Source organism: Actinosynnema mirum DSM 43827 (genome assembly GCF_000023245.1).
GTDB classification, from domain to species: domain Bacteria; phylum Actinomycetota; class Actinomycetes; order Mycobacteriales; family Pseudonocardiaceae; genus Actinosynnema; species Actinosynnema mirum.
Map to the genome: position 1 here is coordinate 682,256 of NC_013093.1, position 17,116 is coordinate 699,371.

Here is a 17,116-nt window from a genome sequence, read left to right on the forward strand (position 1 = left end):
CGTGCTCGCGCGGCAGAGGCAGGCGGTGATCCTGGAGGAGGTGCGCCGCACCGGCGCCGTCCGGGTCAGCGACCTCGTGGTCCGGCTCGGCGTGTCCGACATGACGGTGCGCCGCGACCTGGACGTGCTCGCGTCGCGCGGGCTCCTGGAGAAGGTCTACGGCGGGGCCACCACGGTGGTCGTGCGCAGCACCGACGAGCCCGGCTTCGAGGCCAAGTCGGTGCGGCAGCTCCCCGAGAAGGAGGCCATCGCCGCGCGCGCGGCGGGCCTGGTGCGTCCGGGGACGGCCATCGGGCTGTCCGCGGGCACCACCACGTGGACGCTCGCCAGGTTCCTGGAGGACATCCCGGACCTGACCGTGGTCACCAACTCCATCCGGGTCGCCGACGTGCTCCAGCAGGGCGGGCGCACCGACCGCACGGTGGTCCTCACCGGCGGCGTGCGCACCCCGTCCGACGCGCTCGTCGGCCCGGTCGCGGTGCAGGCGCTGCGCTCGCTGCACCTGGACGTGGTGTTCCTGGGGGTGCACGGCATGGCCGAGCGCTCCGGGTTCACCACGCCCAACCTGAACGAGAGCGAGACCGACCGGGCGCTGGTGGACGCGGCCGGTCGGGTCGTCGTGCTGGCCGACCACACCAAGTGGGGCACGGTCGGCATCTCCACGATCGCCGACCTCGACGAGGCGGACGTCCTGGTCACCGACACCGGACTGCCCGAGGAGGCGGTCGCGGTGCTCGGCGAGCAGGTGGGTGAACTGGTCCTGGCGCACGTGCCCGGACGGGGAGAAGAGGAACTGGCGTGACTGGCGTGAAGCGCACGGCGGGCGAGCTCGCCGACGGCCGCGAGATCATCTACTACGACGACTCGGCCGACGCGCCCCCGCGCACCGCGGCCGACACGAGGGACCTGCCGAGGACGCAGCCGCTGTCCGAGGTGCGGCAGGACCCGCTGACCGGCGAGTGGGTCGCGATGGCCGCGCACCGGCAGACCCGCACCTACAAGCCCCCGGCCAACCTGTGCCCGCTGTGCCCGACCGAGCCGGGCAAGCCGACCGAGATCCCCGAGGCGTCCTACGACGTCGCGGTGTTCGAGAACCGGTTCCCGTCGCTGGCGCAGAACACGCCGGACCTGCCGGAGACCGTCGACGGGATGCCGATGGTCGCGCGGCGGCCGGGGCGCGGGCGGTGCGAGGTCGTGTGCTTCACCTCGGACCACAACAGCTCGTTCGGGCAGCTCACCCCGCAGCGGGTGCGCACCGTCGTGGACGTGTGGGCCGAGCGCACCGAGGTGCTGGGCGGGCTGCCGGGCGTCGAGCAGGTCTTCCCGTTCGAGAACCGCGGTGAAGAGATCGGCGTGACCCTGCACCACCCGCACGGGCAGATCTACGGCTACCCGTTCGTGACGCCCAAGACCGAGAAGATGCTCGCGGTGGCGGAGCGGTACCACGCCGAGCACGGCCGTCACCTGATGGGCGACGTGCTGGCGGCTGAGCAGGCCGCCGAGATCCGCGTGGTCGCGCGCAACGCCACGTGGACCGCGTTCGTGCCCTCGGCCGCGCGCTGGCCCGTCGAGGTGCACCTGGTACCGCACCGCCACGTGCCGGACCTGCCCGCGCTGACCGACGCCGAGCGCGACGACTTCGCCACCCTGTACCTGGACGTGCTGCGCCGCCTCGACGGCCTGTACGACCGGCCGCTGCCGTACATCGCGGGCTGGCACCAGGCGCCGTCGAAGGTCGGGCGGGAGCACTCCTGGCTGCACATGGAGGTGTTCTCGGTGCTGCGGACGGCGGACAAGCTGAAGTACCTGGCCGGATCCGAGTCGGGCGTCGGCGTGTGGATCAACGACGCGACGCCGGAGCAGATCGCGGAGCGGCTGCGCGCGCAGGCGTAGCCGCCGGGTGGGTCGTGACCGCCGGGCCGGTGCTCCTCCTCGGAGCGCGGGCCCGGCGGTTCTTTCTTGTCCTGCCGCCTGCCCGCCACCCGTCCAGGGGGCTTCGGAACGACTCACAAGTGATGCCCAGACTCGTTTAAGGCTCCTCTCAGGCGCACACCCCAGAGTTGTGGACATGACCGAGAACGAGCCGCAGCACCAGCCGCAGCAGCCCGACGACCAGAGTCCCTGGGCGCGCGGCGGCGGCGAGGCCGGTCTTCACCCCGGTGGCGGGCAACGGGATGTCCACCAGCCGGACTCCGCGCGGGAGCACTCCGCCCGCGACGGGCAGCAGGACCGGCCGACCACGCGGCTCGGTCCGGACGACTCCGACCGGTCGGGCGCGCAGGGCGCCACGACCGGGGCGGACCAGGCCACCCGGTCCGAGGCGCTGCAGGGCGCCCCGGCCGGAGCGGCCACCGACCGGCCCGCGAGGGCCGAGTCGGGCACCACCGGTGCGGCGGAGGCTTTGCAGGGGGCCGACGCCGATCGGGGAACCGGAGGGCAGGGCGTGCAGGGCGCCCAGTCCCTCGCCGGGTGGCCGGGCGCTGTGCAGGGGGCGCCCGCCCACCCGGCTTCCGGGCCCACCACCGGAGGCGCCTCCCAGACTTCCGGGCAGCCGCTCACCGCGGCGGCTCAGCCCGGCGTGACGCAGCAGATCAGCGCGTCCCAGATGTCCGCCCCGACGTCCTCGCCGGCGTCCGCCCCGATGCCGTTCCAGGCGGCCCAGGCGTCGCAGGGCGGTTCCACTCAGGGCGGTTCCGCTCAGCAGATCACCCCCGGTCAGCAGCCCTTCGGCGAGCAGTCCACCCAGGCGGGCCCGTTCGCGGGGCCGGGTGGCCGGTCGACCGAACAGGGGGTTCAGGTGAACGCCTTCGGCCAGCCCGTCCAGTCCGACCACGCGGCCGGGACCGCCTACGGCCCGCCCGCGTCGGGCGGGTTCCCCGGCCAGCACGGCGGCCTCGGTCAATCCGGTGGCCTGGGTCAGCCCGGTGGCCTCGGTCAGCCCGGTGGCCCCGGTCAGCCGGGGTCCGGCCCGTACTACGCGGTGCCTGGCTCGGACGGCCAGCTCCCGCCGCAGCGCGCGAAGTCCGGCGGCAGGGGCAGGGTCCTCGCCGGTGTGGCCGCGCTGGTGCTCGTGGTCGGCGGCGTCGCCGGTGGTGTCGGCGGTTACGTCGGCTACCAGGCCGCGGGTGGTTCCGGTTCGGTGGTCAACGCCCTGAACGCGGCCCCGCCCGCCCAGCAGACCGCCGACGCGCCCGCCGGTTCGGTGGAGGCCGTCGCGCAGAAGGTGCTGCCCACGGTGGTCCAGGTTCAGGTCAGCGGCGGCGCCGGGTCCGGTTTCGTGATCAGCTCCGACGGTCTGGTCGTCACGAACAACCACGTGGTCGAGTCGGCCGCGCGGGGCGGCGCCGTCCGGGTGGTCTTCCAGGACGGCAGGACGGCCAGCGCCAAGATCATCGGCCGTGACCCGTCGTCCGACCTGGCCGTGATCAAGGCGGACGGCGTCTCCGGCCTGCCCACCGCCGAGCTCGGCAACTCCTCCGACCTGAAGATCGGCCAGCAGGTGATCGCGGTCGGCTCCCCGTTCGACCTGACCGGCACGGTCACCTCGGGCATCGTCAGCTCGCTGAACCGCCCGGTGCGGGCCGGTGGCGAGTCGGGCAGCCAGTCCACGGTGCTCAACGCCGTCCAGACCGACGCGGCGATCAACCCCGGCAACTCCGGCGGGCCGCTGATCGACATGAACGGCCGCGTGATCGGCATCAACTCGGCCATCTACAGCCCGAACTCCAGCCAGACCTCGCAGGGCGGTTCGGTCGGCATCGGCTTCGCGATCCCGATCGACCAGGCCAGGCGCACCGCGACCGAGCTGAGCGAGACCGGCAAGGCCACCCAGACCGTGCTCGGCGTCCAGGTCACCGACGCCCCGCAGGGCGGCGCGGCGGTCCAGGAGGTCACCGAGGGCGGCGCGGCGGGCCAGGCGGGCGTCAAGGCGGGCGACGTGGTCACCAAGTTCGGCGACCGCCGCATCGACAGCTCGGACGCCCTGGTCGCGGCCGTCCGCTCGGACACCCCCGGCGACAAGGTCACCCTCACCCTGGCCGACGGCCGCACGGTGGAGGTCACCCTGGGCAGCCAGGAGGCCCCGGTCAACTGACCGGCCCCCGGCGCCCCGCCCCTTCCGGTGAACCAAGCCCGATCCGCCCACGCGCGGAGACCCTCGCCCCCAGAACGGCCGACCGGCCCGGTTCCCCCTACCGGGCCGGTCGGCACGCCCACCCAGCCCGACCGGGTTCAGCCACACCGGGCTCAGCTCCACCGGGCTCAGCCACACCGGGTTCAGGCTCCCGACTCACGCGCCTCCGAGTCGGCCCCGAGGCCGCGCTCCAGGCGGGACACGCCCTCGTCCCGCCGGAGCGCGGCCTCGTCCACTTCCCGGCTCACGTCAGCCGGGTCCCTCCCAGCACCCAGCACCTCGCACCCGCACCCGCCTCCGCACCCGGTGCCAGCGCGCCGGTGCTCCCACCGCACCACCACCACCACCACGGGACGGTCGATGTCCGAGCAGAGCGCGCACCTCCAGGTAGCCCGATCCAGTGATCACCCCGAGCTGGTCCGCCACGGACAGCAAGGTGTCATCGCACCTCCGGATTCCCCATTGGTTACGGTGACTCGCATGGAACGCAGCGCGCAGCGCCTGGGACGCGCCCTGGTCGTGATCGTGGACGACCGGGTGGCACACGGTGAGCACGAGGACAGCACGGGCCCCCTGGTCACCGAGCTGCTGGAAGAGGCGGGGTTCATCGTCGACGGCACAGTCGCGGTGGAGGGCGAGGTGGTCGACATCCGCGCCGCGCTGAACACGGCGGTCATCGGTGGCGTCGACCTGGTGGTCACCGTGGGAGGCACGGGAGTGTCCCCCAGGGACGTGACCCCGGACGCCACGCAGGGTGTGCTGGACCGCCCGATCGCGGGCATCGCCGAGGCGCTCCGCGCGTCGGGCCTCGCGGCGGGCGCGGTGGACGCGGGCATCTCCAGGGGCCTGGTCGGTATCTCCGGCAGCACCCTGGTCGTGAACCTGGCGGGCTCCCGCTCGGCGGTCCGCGACGGCATGGCGACCCTGTCGTCGCTGGTGCCGTACGTCATCGAGCAGATCTCGGGCCTGGACGAGGCATGAGCACCCCGGACCAGCCCACCCCCCTGACCCCGGCCGAGGCCGAGGCCAGGCGAAGGAGGCTGGCCGAGGTCTTCGGCGACGTCCTCCCGGAAACCCCGGACGAACCGAGGGCGCAGGGAAGACCGGACAGCTGGTACGAGGAGAACCGCCCCCCGCACCACGGCTGATCCGAGCCTGGGCTGATCCGAGCCTGGGCTGACCCGAGTCTGACTGACCCGGACCCCGACTGTCCCGGACCCCGACTGTCCCAACTCGCACCACCCCAGAGCCACCGGCCGAAAGCAAGCCGGAGCTCCGGACCAGCCAGCCCCCCGCCCACCAGCCTTCGACTGCGGGCGTTCACCGAACGCCCGCAGGTCGAAGGCACGCACCACCGCACCGCACCGCAGCGCACCGTTCCCCGCAGCCGCAGCCGCAGCCGCAGCCGCAGACCGGCAGCCAGCGCAGCCACACTCGGCCCGGCAACCAGCGCGGATCGGCACCCTCCACACGAGTGCCGCCGCTCCAGCCGCCACTCCGGTGCAGTCGCACCGCATCCAGCCGGTTCCACGGCACGACCGTCCCCACCGCAGGACAGCCGCCACCGCAGAACAACCGCCACCGGCGAACCAGCGCGACTCCCGGACCAGCGCCGCCGTCGGCTGGCCACGCCATCGGTCGGCCACCGCCACAGCGCGGGCCTTGCCCCGTTCGGCTATCGCCGCCGAACGGGTCCTGCCGCTGGTCGGCCACCGCCACCGTGCGACTCTCGTCGCCGCACCGCGGTTCGCGGGGTGAGGCGATCGGTCGTCGGGTGCGCCGGTGGTCGTCAGCCTCGGGGGTGCTGTTGGGTGTTCGGGCGCGGCGGCTGGGCGGGCCTGGGGCCGGTGCCCGGCTGGTTCGCGTACTGCTGCGGGGCGGACTGGGGGCCGGACTGCGCCGAGGTCCGCTGGGCGCCCTGGTTGCCCTGGCTCGCCTGGGCCACCATCAGGTCGCGGATCTCCTTCAGCAGCTCGACGTCGGTCGGTTCCGACGGGCCCGCCTCCTGACCGCGCTCCCTCCTCTCCTTGATCTTGTTCATGGGCAGCACGAACACGAAGTAGATGACCGCCGCGATGATCACGAAGTTCATCACCGCGGTGACCAGCGCGCCGAAGTCCATCGTCGTCTTCGGGCTGGCGCCGAGCTGGACGGCGAACCCGACGGGGTTCTCCATGCCGCCGACCAGCGCGACCAGCGGGTTGATCAGGTTGTTGGTGAACGCGGTGACGATCGAACCGAACGCGGCGCCGATGACCACGGCAACCGCCAGGTCGATGACGTTGCCGCGCATCAGGAAGTCCTTGAAACCCTTGATCACTGCCGCTTCTCCTCCTCAGGAAGTCTCAGAGCCAGCGGAGGGTAACCGCACCCCTTGATCACCACACCCACCCGGACCCACCCGCCTGCACGGCCACCAACCACCCGCGCTACCACCGGACCTGAGCGCCCCTCGGACCCGCACGGCCGTCAGGCGGTCGCGGCCATCGGGCCATCGGGCCATCGGGCGGTCAGGCAGTCGGGCGGCTGGGTAGTCGGCTGCCTGGACCGAGTGGACCGCGTGGACCGCGTGGACCGCGTGGACCGCGTGGACCGCGTGGACCGCAGGGCGGAGTCGTTCGGTGTCGTCGGGGAAGCCCGTTCCGGCATCCGGAGGTCGGATGACCGGCTTGATCGCGGGAGAACGCGGTTGAGAGGTCGTCCCGGTGCTCTCGCGGCGACGTGGCGCAGCGCGTCCTGAGGCTCAGTTCGAGCGCAGCGTCAGGCCCACCTCCTGCCCCAGCGCCTCGGCCGCCACCGCCGCTGCCAGGTCGCGCGGCATCAGCAGGACCACGGACTCCTCCCGCAGCGCCACCACCACCGCGTCCTGCGCGAGCACCCGCGCCTCCGGACCAGGCGGGCTCAGCCCGGTCGACCCCAGCCCGATCGGATCCAGCCCGGTCGAACCCAACCTGCCCACCCCGACCACGTCCACCCGGCTGCCCGTGCGCAGCAGCCCGGCCGTCACCGGGTCGAAGCGCACCGCCACCGACGCCGCCTCCGGGTCGACCCCCGTCAGCCGCGCGTCCGTCAGCGGCTCACCCGCCCGCGCCGTCGACACCAAGGCGCGCCCCACCGCGACCTCCGCCGCCACCACGCCCTCCGGCGCCACCCCCGGTGGCAGCTCGACTGCCCGGACGTCCTCCCGCGCCAGCGCGACACCGGGCGGCAGGTCGCGGGCGGCCACCAGCACGGTGGTGGTCGCAGGGTCGGGCCACAGCAGCGCTCCCAGGCCGAGCAGGGCCAGTGCCAGCGCGAACAGCTTTCGGGCGAGGTTCATGCCTCGAAGCTAGGAGGGCGGCGCCGGGGGTGGGAAGCACGAGACCCCCGAGCTGTGGACAACTCGGGGGCCTGTGGAGAACTGGAGGATCAGGAAGCGGCGGCCGTCTTCGAGGAGGACGATGCCGGCGCGGAGGACGACGACGAGGACGACGAAGACGAAGGCGTCGAGGACGACGACGAAGAGGACGACTCGCTCTTCGGCGACGAGGACGACGATCCCCGGCTGTCGGTCCGGTAGAACCCGCTCCCCTTGAACACGACCCCCACGGCGCCGTAGAGCTTGCGCAGCTTGCCGGAGCACTCGGGGCACTCGGTCAGCGCGGAGTCGGAGAAGGACTGCACCGCTTCGAACCGGTGGTCGCACTCGGTGCAGGCGTACTGGTAGGTCGGCACGATCGCCCCTCCACGAGTCCTGATTGGCACTCCCACGTCACGAGTGCCAACGACGATGATGCGCTGAGGGGCGCGCCGCGCGCAAACATGCCTGGTCAACGTCACAGCGGCAAGCGCACCACACCACGCCCAGGGGTGAGTACGGCACTCATCCGGGCGTCATGAGCCTCCGCGGGCAGCGATTCCACGAACTCCTCGTCGCGCACCACCGCCACCACCGGCCCCCGCGCCAGCGGCAGCGTCCGGTCGTAGTACCCGCCGCCCTGCCCCAACCGCACCCCGGCCCGGTCCACCGCCAGCGCGGGCACGAGCACCAGCGCCGCCCCCGCCACCGCGCCGACCCCCAGCAGCGGCCCGTCCGGTTCCCGCAGCCCGAACGGTCCCGCCCGCAGCGCCCCGGTGTGCTCGGCCCACTCCAGCGGCCCGACCCCCGCCACCACGGGCAGCAGCACCCGGAACCCCGCCCCCCGCAACGACTCCAGCATCCCCGCCGACCCCGGCTCGCCCCGGACCGCGAGGTACGCGCACACCGTCCCCCCGGCCGGAACCCCGAACGCGGCGGTCGCCAGCAGCACCTCGGACACCATCGGGACCGGCTCGGCCCCGCGCCGCGCCGCCCGCAGCCGTGCGCGCTCCGCGTCCTTGCGATCACGTTCACCGGACGTCATGGCAGGACAGCCTAAGGACGCCGTTAGGCTCGCTGGGCATGAGCGCCTTCACGACAGCAATCGTGCCCGCGGCCGGGTTGGGCACCCGCTTCCTCCCGACCACCAAGGCCGTGCCCAAGGAGCTGCTGCCGGTCGTCGACACCCCCGGCATCGAACTCGTCGCCACCGAGGCGGCCGAGGCGGGCGCCACCAAGCTGATCATCGTCACCTCCCCCGGCAAGGAGTCGGTGGCGCAGTACTTCCGCCCCCAGCCCGAGCTGGAGGAGACCCTGGAGAGCCGCGGCAAGACCGACCTGGTCGCCAAGGTCCGCCGCGCCCCCGCCCTGCTCGACGTGGAGACCGCGCTCCAGGAGAAGGCGCTCGGCCTCGGCCACGCCGTCGGCTGCGCCGAGGCCAACCTGACCGACGCCGACGAGGCCGTCGCCGTGCTGCTGCCCGACGACCTGGTGCTCCCCACCGGCGTGCTCTCCCGCATGGCCGCCGTCCGCGACCGCTTCGGCGGCAGCGTGCTGTGCGCGTTCGACATCCCGCGCGAGCAGATCTCCGCGTACGGCGTGTTCGACGTGAACGACACCGACGACGACGACGTCAAGCAGGTCGTCGGCATGGTCGAGAAGCCCAAGGCCGAGGACGCCCCGTCCACCTACGCCGCCGCGGGCCGCTACCTCCTCGATCGGGCGATCTTCGACGCCCTCAAGCGGATCACCCCCGGCGCAGGCGGCGAGCTCCAGCTCACCGACGCCATCGCGCTGCTGATCTCCGAGGGCCACCCGGTGCACGTCGTGGTCCACCGCGGTGGGCGACACGACCTGGGCAATCCGGGAGGTTTCCTCAAGGCTGCGGTTGACTTCGCGTTGGAGCACCCGGACTACGGGCCCGAGCTCGGTGAGTGGTTGCGGGGTCGCCTCGGCAACTCCTGAACGAGGTATGAGCATGAACGAGGTATGAGCACATGAGGTCAGTGGACGAGCAGCTCGCCAGGGTCATCGCCGCCGCCGTGCGGCCCGCCCCGGTGCGCGTGGCGATCTCCGAGTCGCAGGGGCTCCTCTGCGCCGAGGAGGTCGTCGCCGAGCGCGCCTTGCCCGGTTTCGACCAGGCGGCGGTGGACGGCTACGCGGTGCGCAGCGTGGACGTGCAGGGCGCGGGGGAGGAGCCGGTGACGCTCCCGGTGGTCGGCGAGATCACCGCGGGGTCGCGCCAGCCGAGACGGCTGCAGCCGGGGCAGGCGGTCCGGGTGGCGACCGGCGCCCCGCTGCCGACGCTGGCCGACGCCGTGGTCCCGCTGGGCTTCACCGACGGCCACGCGGCCAAGGTGACGGTCCAGCGGCCCGTCCCGTCGGCGGCGTTCGTGCGCCGCACCGGCGAGGACGTGCAGACCGGGGACGTCGCCGTCCGCCGGGGCACGACCATCGGCGCCGCCCAGGTCGGCCTGCTGGCCGCGGTCGGGCGGAACAAGGTGCTCGTCCACCCCCGGCCCAGGGTGTCGGTCATCTCCGTCGGCGAGGAGCTGGTGGACGTCGACCGCACCCCCGGCCAGGGACAGGTCTACGACGTCAACTCGTACGCGCTCGCGGCAGCCGCCCGCGACGCCGGGGCCGAGGTCAGCCGGGTCGGCATCCAGTCGGCCGACCCGCGCAGGCTCCGCGAGGTCGTCGAGGGCAGGCTCCTGCTGTCCGAGGTGGTCGTGGTGGCGGGCGGGGTCGGCGGGGCCATCGGCGACGAGGTCAGGGCCGCGCTCGCGGACCTGGGCGACGTGGACATCACGCGGGTCGCGATGCACCCCGGTTCGGTGCAGGGCTTCGGCAGGCTCGGGCCCGACGCCGTGCCGACGTTCCTGCTGCCCGCCAACCCGATGAGCGCCCTGGTGGTGTTCGAGGTGCTGGTCAGGCCGCTGATCAGGGCGGCGCTGGGCAAGCGGAACCCGTACCGGCGCGCGGTGAGCGCCCGGCTGCTGTCGCCGCTGTCGTCCACCAAGGGGCGACGCGGCTTCCTGCGCGCGCAGCTGCTGCGGGACGAGCAGACCGGCGAGTTCCTGGTCCAGCCGCTCGGGCAGTCCGGTTCGCACCTGCTCGCCTCGCTCGCCGAGGCGAACTGCCTGGTCATGGTGGACGAGGACGTGACCGACGTCGCCGTCGGCGAAGAGGTACTGGTCAGCTTCATCGCCCAGAAGGGGTAGGAGATCGCACCGCTGGCGTGGGAGGGCGGACGGCACCCCGGTTGGCCCGCGAGGCTGGGCCCGCTGCGGGTGGCGGCCGGGGTCGTGGAGCTGCGCCCGCCGAGGTTGCTGGACGCGTCGGCGTGGGGCCGCACCAGGCTGCGCGACCGCGACCACCTGGAGGCCTGGGAGCCGACCGCCGTCGAGGGGTGGCACGAGCGGAACTCGCCGCTCGCCTGGCCCGCCCAGTGGTCGGCGCTCAAGGGGCTGGCCAGGCGCGGCCAGGCGCTGCCGTTCGTGATCACCGTGGACGGCGAGCTGGCCGGGCAGATCACGGTCGGGAACATCGTGCGCGGGGCGCTGCGCTCGGCGTGGGTCGGCTACTGGGTGGCCGCCGACCGGGCGGGCGGCGGGGTCGCGACGGCCGCGCTCGCCCTTGTGGTGGATCACACCTTCGGGTACGCCGGGCTGCACCGGTTGGAGGCCACCGTCCGACCCGAGAACGCGGCCAGCGCGCGGGTCCTGGCGAAGGCCGGATTCCGCCGCGAGGGGTTGTTCGAGCGGTACCTCGACGTGGCCGGGCAGTGGCGTGACCACCTGTGTTTCGCTATGACGGCGGAGGAGGCGTCCCCCGAGGGGCTGGTCCGCCGAATGGAGGCGCAGGGGTACGTCCGAACATCGTGACGGGCGCGCCGAACGGGTCAACTTGATCCGCCGAAGGTGGGTTCTGGACCACACCCGCGTACCTCTCCCGGTCGGCGAGCCTCCGAGACAGGTGTGACTGTTGTGGCTAGCGTGGCGTCTGCACTACGCGCTGTCAGGGGGAGGTGAACGGGGATGCCGAGTTCGCTGATCGTCGTCGGGCTGGGGGTGGCCTGGCTGGTCGTCCTCGTGCCCATGGTGGTCCGCAAGCGGGCCGATGCGCGCAGCAGCGTGGAAGAGGAGTACGACCCCATGTCCGAGCACGAGTACGAGCTGGACGACGAGTACGACGACGACTACGAGGACGAGCTCCCGCAGCGCGCCTACCGGCCGGGGCGGGGCGGGTACGACCCGGAGACCGCCGCGATCGTCGCCCAGGCCAAGTACGCGTTCCGGCGCCGGGTCGTCGCGGTCCTGCTGCTGCTGGCGGCCGTGACCGCGGTCGTGGCGGGCTTCGTGCTCCCGGTGCTGTGGTGGGCGCACGGGGCCGTGGACGTGGCCCTCGTCGGGTACCTGACGTACCTGCGCCGCCAGGTGCGGATCGAGGAGGACGTCCGGGCCCGCCGCCAGGCGCGGTTGGCGTCCCGGCGGAGGTCCGCGCGCCGCGAGGAGCCGGTGGAGGACGAGGACGGGCCGGTGCGCGACGTGCCCGCGCCCCGGCACGAGCAGCAGCCGGTGGCGCCGGGGGCGGTCGTGGTGGACGCGGACGACGAGGACCCGGTGTTCCTGGAGCTCGACGGGCCCGGTGACCTGCGGTACCGGCGTGCGGCGGGGGAGTAGAGGGGGGTGGTGAAACCACCCCCCGGAGTACTGCTATAGTTCTCCTGCACGACGACGAAGAACTGAACACGGGGCTGTAGCGCAGTTGGTAGCGCGACTCGTTCGCATCGAGTAGGTCAGGGGTTCGATTCCCCTCAGCTCCACAGCAGGGACAACACCCCCCACGCGGATCGCGTGGGGGGTGTTGTCGTTTGTGGCGTCCGGTGTGGACGATGCAGCCATTGTGATCAGTGTCACAACAGTGCGGGCCCTTTTTGTGCGTCAATCCCTTTGTTTTAAGCCTCCCTGAATCGCTGCCGACCGCTCGGCGACCGGAGGGGGCATTTCGTCGGCGACTCTGGAAAATGGCGCTGCGCAAGGGCAGTATGACCCTCCATGCGGGAGTGTTTCCTGGTGGGTGGGGCCGCCAGGTCCCGCTTTTTGCTTTTCGAGCCCGTCCGCGTGGAATCTTGATCTTGATTTGGGTCATTGTTCGAAAGGGTGGGAACTCGTGGACACCTTCGAGGATTCGCTGGACCCGGAGGAGTTCGGGCGCTTGCTGCGGCTCGGAACCGAGGTCAGTTACCGGCGGGGGAACCAGCTCATGCGCCACGGCGAGCGCGGGGACTGCGTCATGGTGCTCCGCTCCGGGCAGGTCAGGGTCGTGAAGCCCGAGGGGGACGGCCAGTCGTGGAAGCTCCTGGGCGTGCGCGGCGCGGGTGAGCTGCTCGGGGAGCGGGCCGTGCTCTGGTTCGGGGAGCGGACCGCCACCGTCGAGGCCCGCGGTCCGGTGCTGGCGGTGAAGGTGGCCAGGGGCGTGTTCCAGGACTTCCTGCGCGAGCACCCGCGGTCCCGCGAGGTGTGCACGCGGCTCCTCGCGATCCGGACCGACCGGTACGAGAGCCGCAGCCTGTCCGGGAAGCCCGCCGATCGGGTGCGCCAAGCGCTGATCGAACTGGCCGAGCCTCGGGGCGCTTGGTGGGAGGTGCCGCTGACCCAGGTGGAGATCGGCATGTACGTCCAGGTCTCCAAGGCCGTGGTGCAGCGGACCGTGCGGAAGCTCCGGGGTGCGGGCCTCGTCGGCAAGGCGGGCAGGGGGAGCCTGCCCGTCCCGTGCCTGCCGTGCTTGCGGAAGGCGCAAAAGTACGGGCAAGGCGTCAGGGGATGTCGAGGCGACAGGGGATGCGCTGTGAGACTTCACGGGGACAGCGAGTACCGGTAGCACGGCCCAGAGCGAGGTTCAGCGCAGTGATGCCCAACCCCTTCCCCCTGGCGGTCAACCAGTCGGTCCTGCGCATGGACGTGGTCGGATCGAGCTCCGGTGGGGCGCACCGCCAAGGGCACCTCGACCGCGCGTTCCGGGAGGTGCTGGACATCGCCCTGGAGCGGGTGCGGTTCGACCGCCGCTACGAGCAGTACCTGTGGTTCGAGCGCATCGACGGGGACAGCGCCACCCTGTCCTTCGGCGCTTCCGTGCCCAAGGCGTTCGTGCTGGGCGACTTCGTGCTCCGCGAGCTCGCGGTGGCGCTCGGGCACGTCAACCGCTCCGTCAGCGACGCCTACCGGCTGCGGGTGCGCGTCGCGGTCGACGACGGCGAGGCGGTGGTCAACCACCCCCAGATCAACGGTGAGCCCGTGGTCACCACGTCCAGGATCATCGAGGCCGCACCGTTCCGCGCCGCCGTCGCCAACGCGCTCGACCAGGACTTCGGGGTGATCGTGTCCGACCAGTTCCACCACGAGGTCGTCCGCAGCGGCGACCGGGGGCTGGACCGGATCGACTTCCGCCGGGTCGACGTCGAGGTGAAGGACTTCAGGGGGTCCGCCTGGGTCCACGTCCCCGGTGGCTGTCACTGCGCGCCACCGCTCCACCACTAAGGTGTGCCCGGTGCGCTTCGTGGCCGATCTCCACATCCACTCGAAGTACTCGCGGGCGTGCAGCCGGGATTGCGATCTCGAGCACCTGACCTGGTGGGCGAGGCGCAAGGGGATCTCGCTGGTCGGGACCGGGGACTTCACCCACCCCGCCTGGTACGACCACCTCCGCGAGAACCTGGTCGACGCCGAGCCCGGACTGTTCCGGCTGCGTGACGACCTCGACCGGGAGATCGACCGGAAGTTGCCGCCCAGTCTCGCGGCCTCGCCCGTCAGGTTCACGCTCTCCGTCGAGATCTCCACGATCTACAAGCGCGGCGACCGCACCCGCAAGGTGCACCACCTCGTCTACATGCCCGACCTCGACGCCGCCGCCGAGTTCAACCGGCGCCTCGGGAAGATCGGCAACCTCGGGTCCGACGGGCGGCCCATCCTCGGGCTCGACTCGCGCGACCTGCTGGAGATCACCCTGGAGTGCGGCGGCTACCTCGTGCCCGCGCACCTGTGGACGCCCTGGTTCGCCGTGCTCGGGTCCAAGTCCGGGTTCGACGCGGTCGAGGACTGCTACGTCGACCTCGCCGACCACGTGTTCGCCGTCGAGACCGGGCTGTCCAGCGACCCCGAGATGAACTGGCGCATCTCCGGCCTGGACAAGTACCGGCTGGTCAGCAACTCCGACGCGCACTCGCCGCCCATGCTCGGCCGCGAGGCCACCGTGTTCGACACCGAGCTCGACTACTACGCGGTGCGCCGCGCGCTGGAGACCGGCGTCGGGCACGCCGGGACGCTGGAGTTCTTCCCCGAGGAGGGCAAGTACCACGTCGACGGGCACCGCAAGTGCGACGTGCGCATGGAGCCCGCCGAGACCCGCGCGCACCGGGGGCTGTGCCCGGAGTGCGGCAAGCCGCTCACGGTGGGCGTGCTCAGCCGCGTCGAGGAGCTCGCCGACCGGCCCGACGGGTTCCGGCCCGAGGGGGTCGCGGGGTTCACCAGCCTCGTGCCGCTGCCCGAGATCGTCAGCGAGCTCCTGGGCACCGGGCCCAAGAGCAAGAAGGTGCTCGGCGAGATCGACAAGCTCACCGCCGCGTTCGGGCCCGAGCTGCGCATCCTGCAGGACGTCCCGCTCCCCGACCTGTCCGCGCACTCCGAACTGCTCGGCGAGGCCATCACCCGGCTGCGGCGCGGCGAGGTCGTGCGGGACGCCGGGTACGACGGCGAGTACGGCGTGATCAAGCTGTTCCAGCCCGGTGAGCTGGCCAAGCGCTCCGCCGCCCCGGCGCTGTTCGAGGACCTGGTCGCGGAACCCGCCGAGGCCAAGCCCCGACGAGCGCCTGCCGCCCAGCCCCAGGACGTCCCCGAGGCCGACGCGACGGCGGAGACCACGGCCGCGCCCACCCCCACCCCCGCCACCGGCCTGCTCGCCGGGCTCGACCCCGACCAGCGGGCCGCCGCAGGCGTCGAGGGCGGACCGCTGCTGATCATCGCCGGGCCCGGCACCGGCAAGACCCGCACGCTCACCCACCGCCTCGCCCACCTGGTCGTGGAGCGCGGCGTGCCCCCCGAGCAGTGCCTGGCGATCACGTTCACCCGCCGCGCCGCCGAGGAGATGACCGAGCGCATGGCCGCGCTCGCCCCCGCGCACGCGCCCGCGATGACGATCACCACCTTCCACGCCCTCGGCGTGCTGGTGCTGCGCGAGCAGCACGACCGGGTCGGGCTCAGCCGCTCCTTCGGCATCGCCGACCCCGACCAGCAGCTCGCCGTCGCGCTCTCGGTCGCCGCCGACGAGAAGGCCGCCAAGGAGCTCCTCGCCACCGCCCACCCCGCCTACAAGGACGCCCTGCGCGCCCAGGACCTCGTCGACTTCGACGACCTGATCACCCTGCCGCTCGCCCTGCTGGAGGACGACGCCGACCTGGCCGCCAGCTACCGCGACCGGTGGCGCTGGGTGTCCGTCGACGAGTACCAGGACGTCGACGAGCAGCAGTACCGGCTGCTGCGCCAGCTCGCCCCCTCGGACGGCAACCTCACCGCCATCGGCGACCCCGACCAGGCGATCTACCGGTTCCGGGGCGCGGACGTCGGGTTCTTCCTCCGGTTCCGCGAGGACTTCCCGGCCGCCCGCACCGCCCACCTCACCCGCAACTACCGCTCCAGCGCGCCCGTCGTCACCGGCGCGCTGCAGGTGGTCGCGCCGACCACGCTGGTGCCCGGCCGTGAGCTGCGGCCGTTCGGCGAGCACGGCGACGCGCTGATCGGCGTGCACCACGCGGCCAGCGAGCAGGCCGAGGCCGTGTTCGTGTCGCGGACCGTCGAGCAGCTCCTCGGCGGGGCCACGTTCCACGCCTTCGACAGCGGCCGGGTCGACTCGGACGGGGCGCGGGACCTCGGGTTCTCCGACTTCGCCGTGCTCTACCGCACCGACCGGCAGTCGCGGGCCGTCGTGGACGCGCTGACCGCGTCCGGGATGCCGTTCCAGAAGCGCTCGCACGACCGGCTCGCCGACCGGCCCGGCGTGGAGCGGATCGTGCGGGAGCTGCGGTTCGCCGCCGGGGAGACCGTGCTGGACCGGGTGCGCGCGGTCGCGGGCGAGGACCACACGGCCTACGAGCTGCTCAAGCCGCTGGCCGGGGACTGCGGGGCCGACTTCGAGCGGTTCCACTCGGAGTTGGCGCTGGGCGTGGAGGTCGACACCTGGGACCCCAGGGCGGACCGGATCTCGCTGCTGACGCTGCACGCGTCCAAGGGGCTGGAGTTCCCGGTGGTGTTCGTCGTGGGCTGCGAGGACGGGCTGCTGCCGCTGCGCTGGCCCGGCGCCGACCCGGTGCCGGACGAGGTCGCGGAGGAGCGGCGGCTGCTGTTCGTCGGCATGACCCGCGCCCAGCGGCACCTGTTCCTCAGCCACTCGACCGGGCGACCCCGGTCGCCGTTCCTGAACCAGCTCGACGGGGTGTTCGAGCAGGTCGGGGACGCGCGACCGGCCCGGAAGAAGAAGGAGACGCAGTTCAGCCTGTTCTAGGCCGCGCCCACCCCCCGGTGACCGGGCGGTCGCGCCCGCCGGTCCGGGCGCGCGACGCGCCGGGGCGGGGCGGCGGACGTGCCCGTGGGCGG

General features: G+C 72.8%; 15 protein-coding genes, 1 tRNA gene and 1 pseudogene. 13 read left to right on the plus strand and 4 right to left on the minus strand.

Going from position 1 to position 17,116, the window contains the following annotated elements:
• The first annotated feature begins 1 nt into the window (after position 1).
• The 5 genes from AMIR_RS03100 (at position 2) to AMIR_RS39930 (ending at position 5,280) form a co-directional block, all read left to right on the plus strand.
• Positions 2-802 (plus strand): DeoR/GlpR family DNA-binding transcription regulator, encoded by an 801-nt coding sequence (locus tag AMIR_RS03100; RefSeq protein ID WP_012783243.1) that lies wholly within the window; start codon positions 2-4, stop codon positions 800-802.
• A 5-nt stretch (positions 803-807) separates the two neighbouring features.
• On the plus strand, positions 808-1,893 hold the full coding sequence (gene galT, locus AMIR_RS03105) for a galactose-1-phosphate uridylyltransferase (RefSeq protein ID WP_041836545.1): 1,086 nt from the start codon (positions 808-810) through the stop codon (positions 1,891-1,893).
• A gap of 175 nt (positions 1,894-2,068) precedes the next feature.
• On the plus strand, positions 2,069-4,093 hold the full coding sequence (locus AMIR_RS03110; protein ID WP_012783245.1) for a trypsin-like peptidase domain-containing protein: 2,025 nt from the start codon (positions 2,069-2,071) through the stop codon (positions 4,091-4,093).
• Between the two features lie 519 nt (positions 4,094-4,612).
• On the plus strand, positions 4,613-5,113 hold the full coding sequence (locus AMIR_RS03120; RefSeq protein ID WP_012783247.1) for a MogA/MoaB family molybdenum cofactor biosynthesis protein: 501 nt from the start codon (positions 4,613-4,615) through the stop codon (positions 5,111-5,113).
• Positions 5,110-5,280: a hypothetical protein gene (locus tag AMIR_RS39930; RefSeq protein ID WP_012783248.1), complete on the plus strand. Its 171-nt coding sequence runs from the start codon at positions 5,110-5,112 to the stop codon at positions 5,278-5,280. Before AMIR_RS03120 ends, AMIR_RS39930 begins: the two co-directional genes overlap by 4 nt.
• A 767-nt stretch (positions 5,281-6,047) precedes the next feature.
• Here the strand turns inward: AMIR_RS39930 and mscL are convergent.
• From mscL to AMIR_RS03140, 4 genes and pseudogenes are all read right to left on the minus strand, one after another.
• A pseudogene (mscL, locus tag AMIR_RS03125) lies at positions 6,048-6,452 on the minus strand (large conductance mechanosensitive channel protein MscL); the annotation flags it as partial.
• A gap of 423 nt (positions 6,453-6,875) precedes the next feature.
• Entirely contained in the window at positions 6,876-7,451 is a 576-nt protein-coding gene (locus AMIR_RS03130) for an SAF domain-containing protein (RefSeq protein ID WP_012783250.1), read from the minus strand.
• An 89-nt stretch (positions 7,452-7,540) separates the two neighbouring features.
• Positions 7,541-7,846, minus strand: coding sequence for an FmdB family zinc ribbon protein (locus tag AMIR_RS36660; RefSeq protein WP_012783251.1), 306 nt, complete (start codon positions 7,844-7,846; stop codon positions 7,541-7,543).
• A 101-nt stretch (positions 7,847-7,947) separates the two neighbouring features.
• Complete coding sequence (locus AMIR_RS03140) at positions 7,948-8,514, minus strand: 5-formyltetrahydrofolate cyclo-ligase (protein ID WP_012783252.1); 567 nt, start codon at positions 8,512-8,514, stop codon at positions 7,948-7,950.
• A gap of 38 nt (positions 8,515-8,552) precedes the next feature.
• Between AMIR_RS03140 and AMIR_RS03145 the strand changes: the two genes are divergently transcribed.
• The 8 genes from AMIR_RS03145 to AMIR_RS03180 all read left to right on the plus strand — a co-directional run bounded on the left by AMIR_RS03145 (position 8,553) and on the right by AMIR_RS03180 (position 17,024).
• Positions 8,553-9,434, plus strand: a complete 882-nt coding sequence (locus tag AMIR_RS03145; RefSeq protein WP_012783253.1) for a UTP--glucose-1-phosphate uridylyltransferase — start codon at positions 8,553-8,555, stop codon at positions 9,432-9,434.
• Positions 9,435-9,466: 32 nt separating this feature from the next.
• Positions 9,467-10,690: a molybdotransferase-like divisome protein Glp gene (glp, locus tag AMIR_RS03150; protein ID WP_012783254.1), complete on the plus strand. Its 1,224-nt coding sequence runs from the start codon at positions 9,467-9,469 to the stop codon at positions 10,688-10,690.
• Between the two features lie 3 nt (positions 10,691-10,693).
• Positions 10,694-11,353: a GNAT family N-acetyltransferase gene (locus AMIR_RS03155; protein ID WP_012783255.1), complete on the plus strand. Its 660-nt coding sequence runs from the start codon at positions 10,694-10,696 to the stop codon at positions 11,351-11,353.
• Positions 11,354-11,506: 153 nt separating this feature from the next.
• The gene (sepX, locus tag AMIR_RS03160; RefSeq protein WP_012783256.1) at positions 11,507-12,151 is read left to right on the plus strand and encodes a divisome protein SepX/GlpR; all 645 of its coding nucleotides are present in this window, start codon (positions 11,507-11,509) and stop codon (positions 12,149-12,151) included.
• A 70-nt stretch (positions 12,152-12,221) separates the two neighbouring features.
• Positions 12,222-12,294, plus strand: a tRNA-Ala gene (locus AMIR_RS03165).
• 347 nt (positions 12,295-12,641) lie between these two features.
• A complete protein-coding gene (locus AMIR_RS03170) occupies positions 12,642-13,352 on the plus strand; it encodes a Crp/Fnr family transcriptional regulator (RefSeq protein ID WP_012783257.1) in 711 nt (236 codons plus the stop codon).
• Between the two features lie 29 nt (positions 13,353-13,381).
• Positions 13,382-14,008 (plus strand): hypothetical protein, encoded by a 627-nt coding sequence (locus tag AMIR_RS35265; protein WP_143760629.1) that lies wholly within the window; start codon positions 13,382-13,384, stop codon positions 14,006-14,008.
• Positions 14,009-14,018: 10 nt separating this feature from the next.
• Positions 14,019-17,024 carry a UvrD-helicase domain-containing protein gene (locus AMIR_RS03180; protein ID WP_012783259.1) on the plus strand — a complete coding sequence of 1,002 codons (3,006 nt, stop codon included), beginning with the start codon at positions 14,019-14,021 and terminating at the stop codon, positions 17,022-17,024.
• The last annotated feature ends 92 nt before the right edge of the window (positions 17,025-17,116 follow it).

Bases quoted from the DNA above. Each gene is read 5' to 3' on its own strand.
- AMIR_RS03120 (WP_012783247.1), top strand. From the start codon at position 4,613: ATGGAACGCAGCGCGCAGCGCCTGGGACGCGCCCTGGTCGTGATCGTG.
- sepX (WP_012783256.1), top strand. From the start codon at position 11,507: ATGCCGAGTTCGCTGATCGTCGTCGGGCTGGGGGTGGCCTGGCTGGTC.
- AMIR_RS35265 (WP_143760629.1), top strand. From the start codon at position 13,382: ATGCCCAACCCCTTCCCCCTGGCGGTCAACCAGTCGGTCCTGCGCATG.
- AMIR_RS03110 (WP_012783245.1), top strand. From the start codon at position 2,069: ATGACCGAGAACGAGCCGCAGCACCAGCCGCAGCAGCCCGACGACCAG.
- AMIR_RS03145 (WP_012783253.1), top strand. From the start codon at position 8,553: ATGAGCGCCTTCACGACAGCAATCGTGCCCGCGGCCGGGTTGGGCACC.
- glp (WP_012783254.1), top strand. From the start codon at position 9,467: ATGAGGTCAGTGGACGAGCAGCTCGCCAGGGTCATCGCCGCCGCCGTG.
- AMIR_RS39930 (WP_012783248.1), top strand. From the start codon at position 5,110: ATGAGCACCCCGGACCAGCCCACCCCCCTGACCCCGGCCGAGGCCGAG.
- AMIR_RS03140 (WP_012783252.1), bottom strand. From the start codon at position 8,514: ATGACGTCCGGTGAACGTGATCGCAAGGACGCGGAGCGCGCACGGCTG.
- AMIR_RS03130 (WP_012783250.1), bottom strand. From the start codon at position 7,451: ATGAACCTCGCCCGAAAGCTGTTCGCGCTGGCACTGGCCCTGCTCGGC.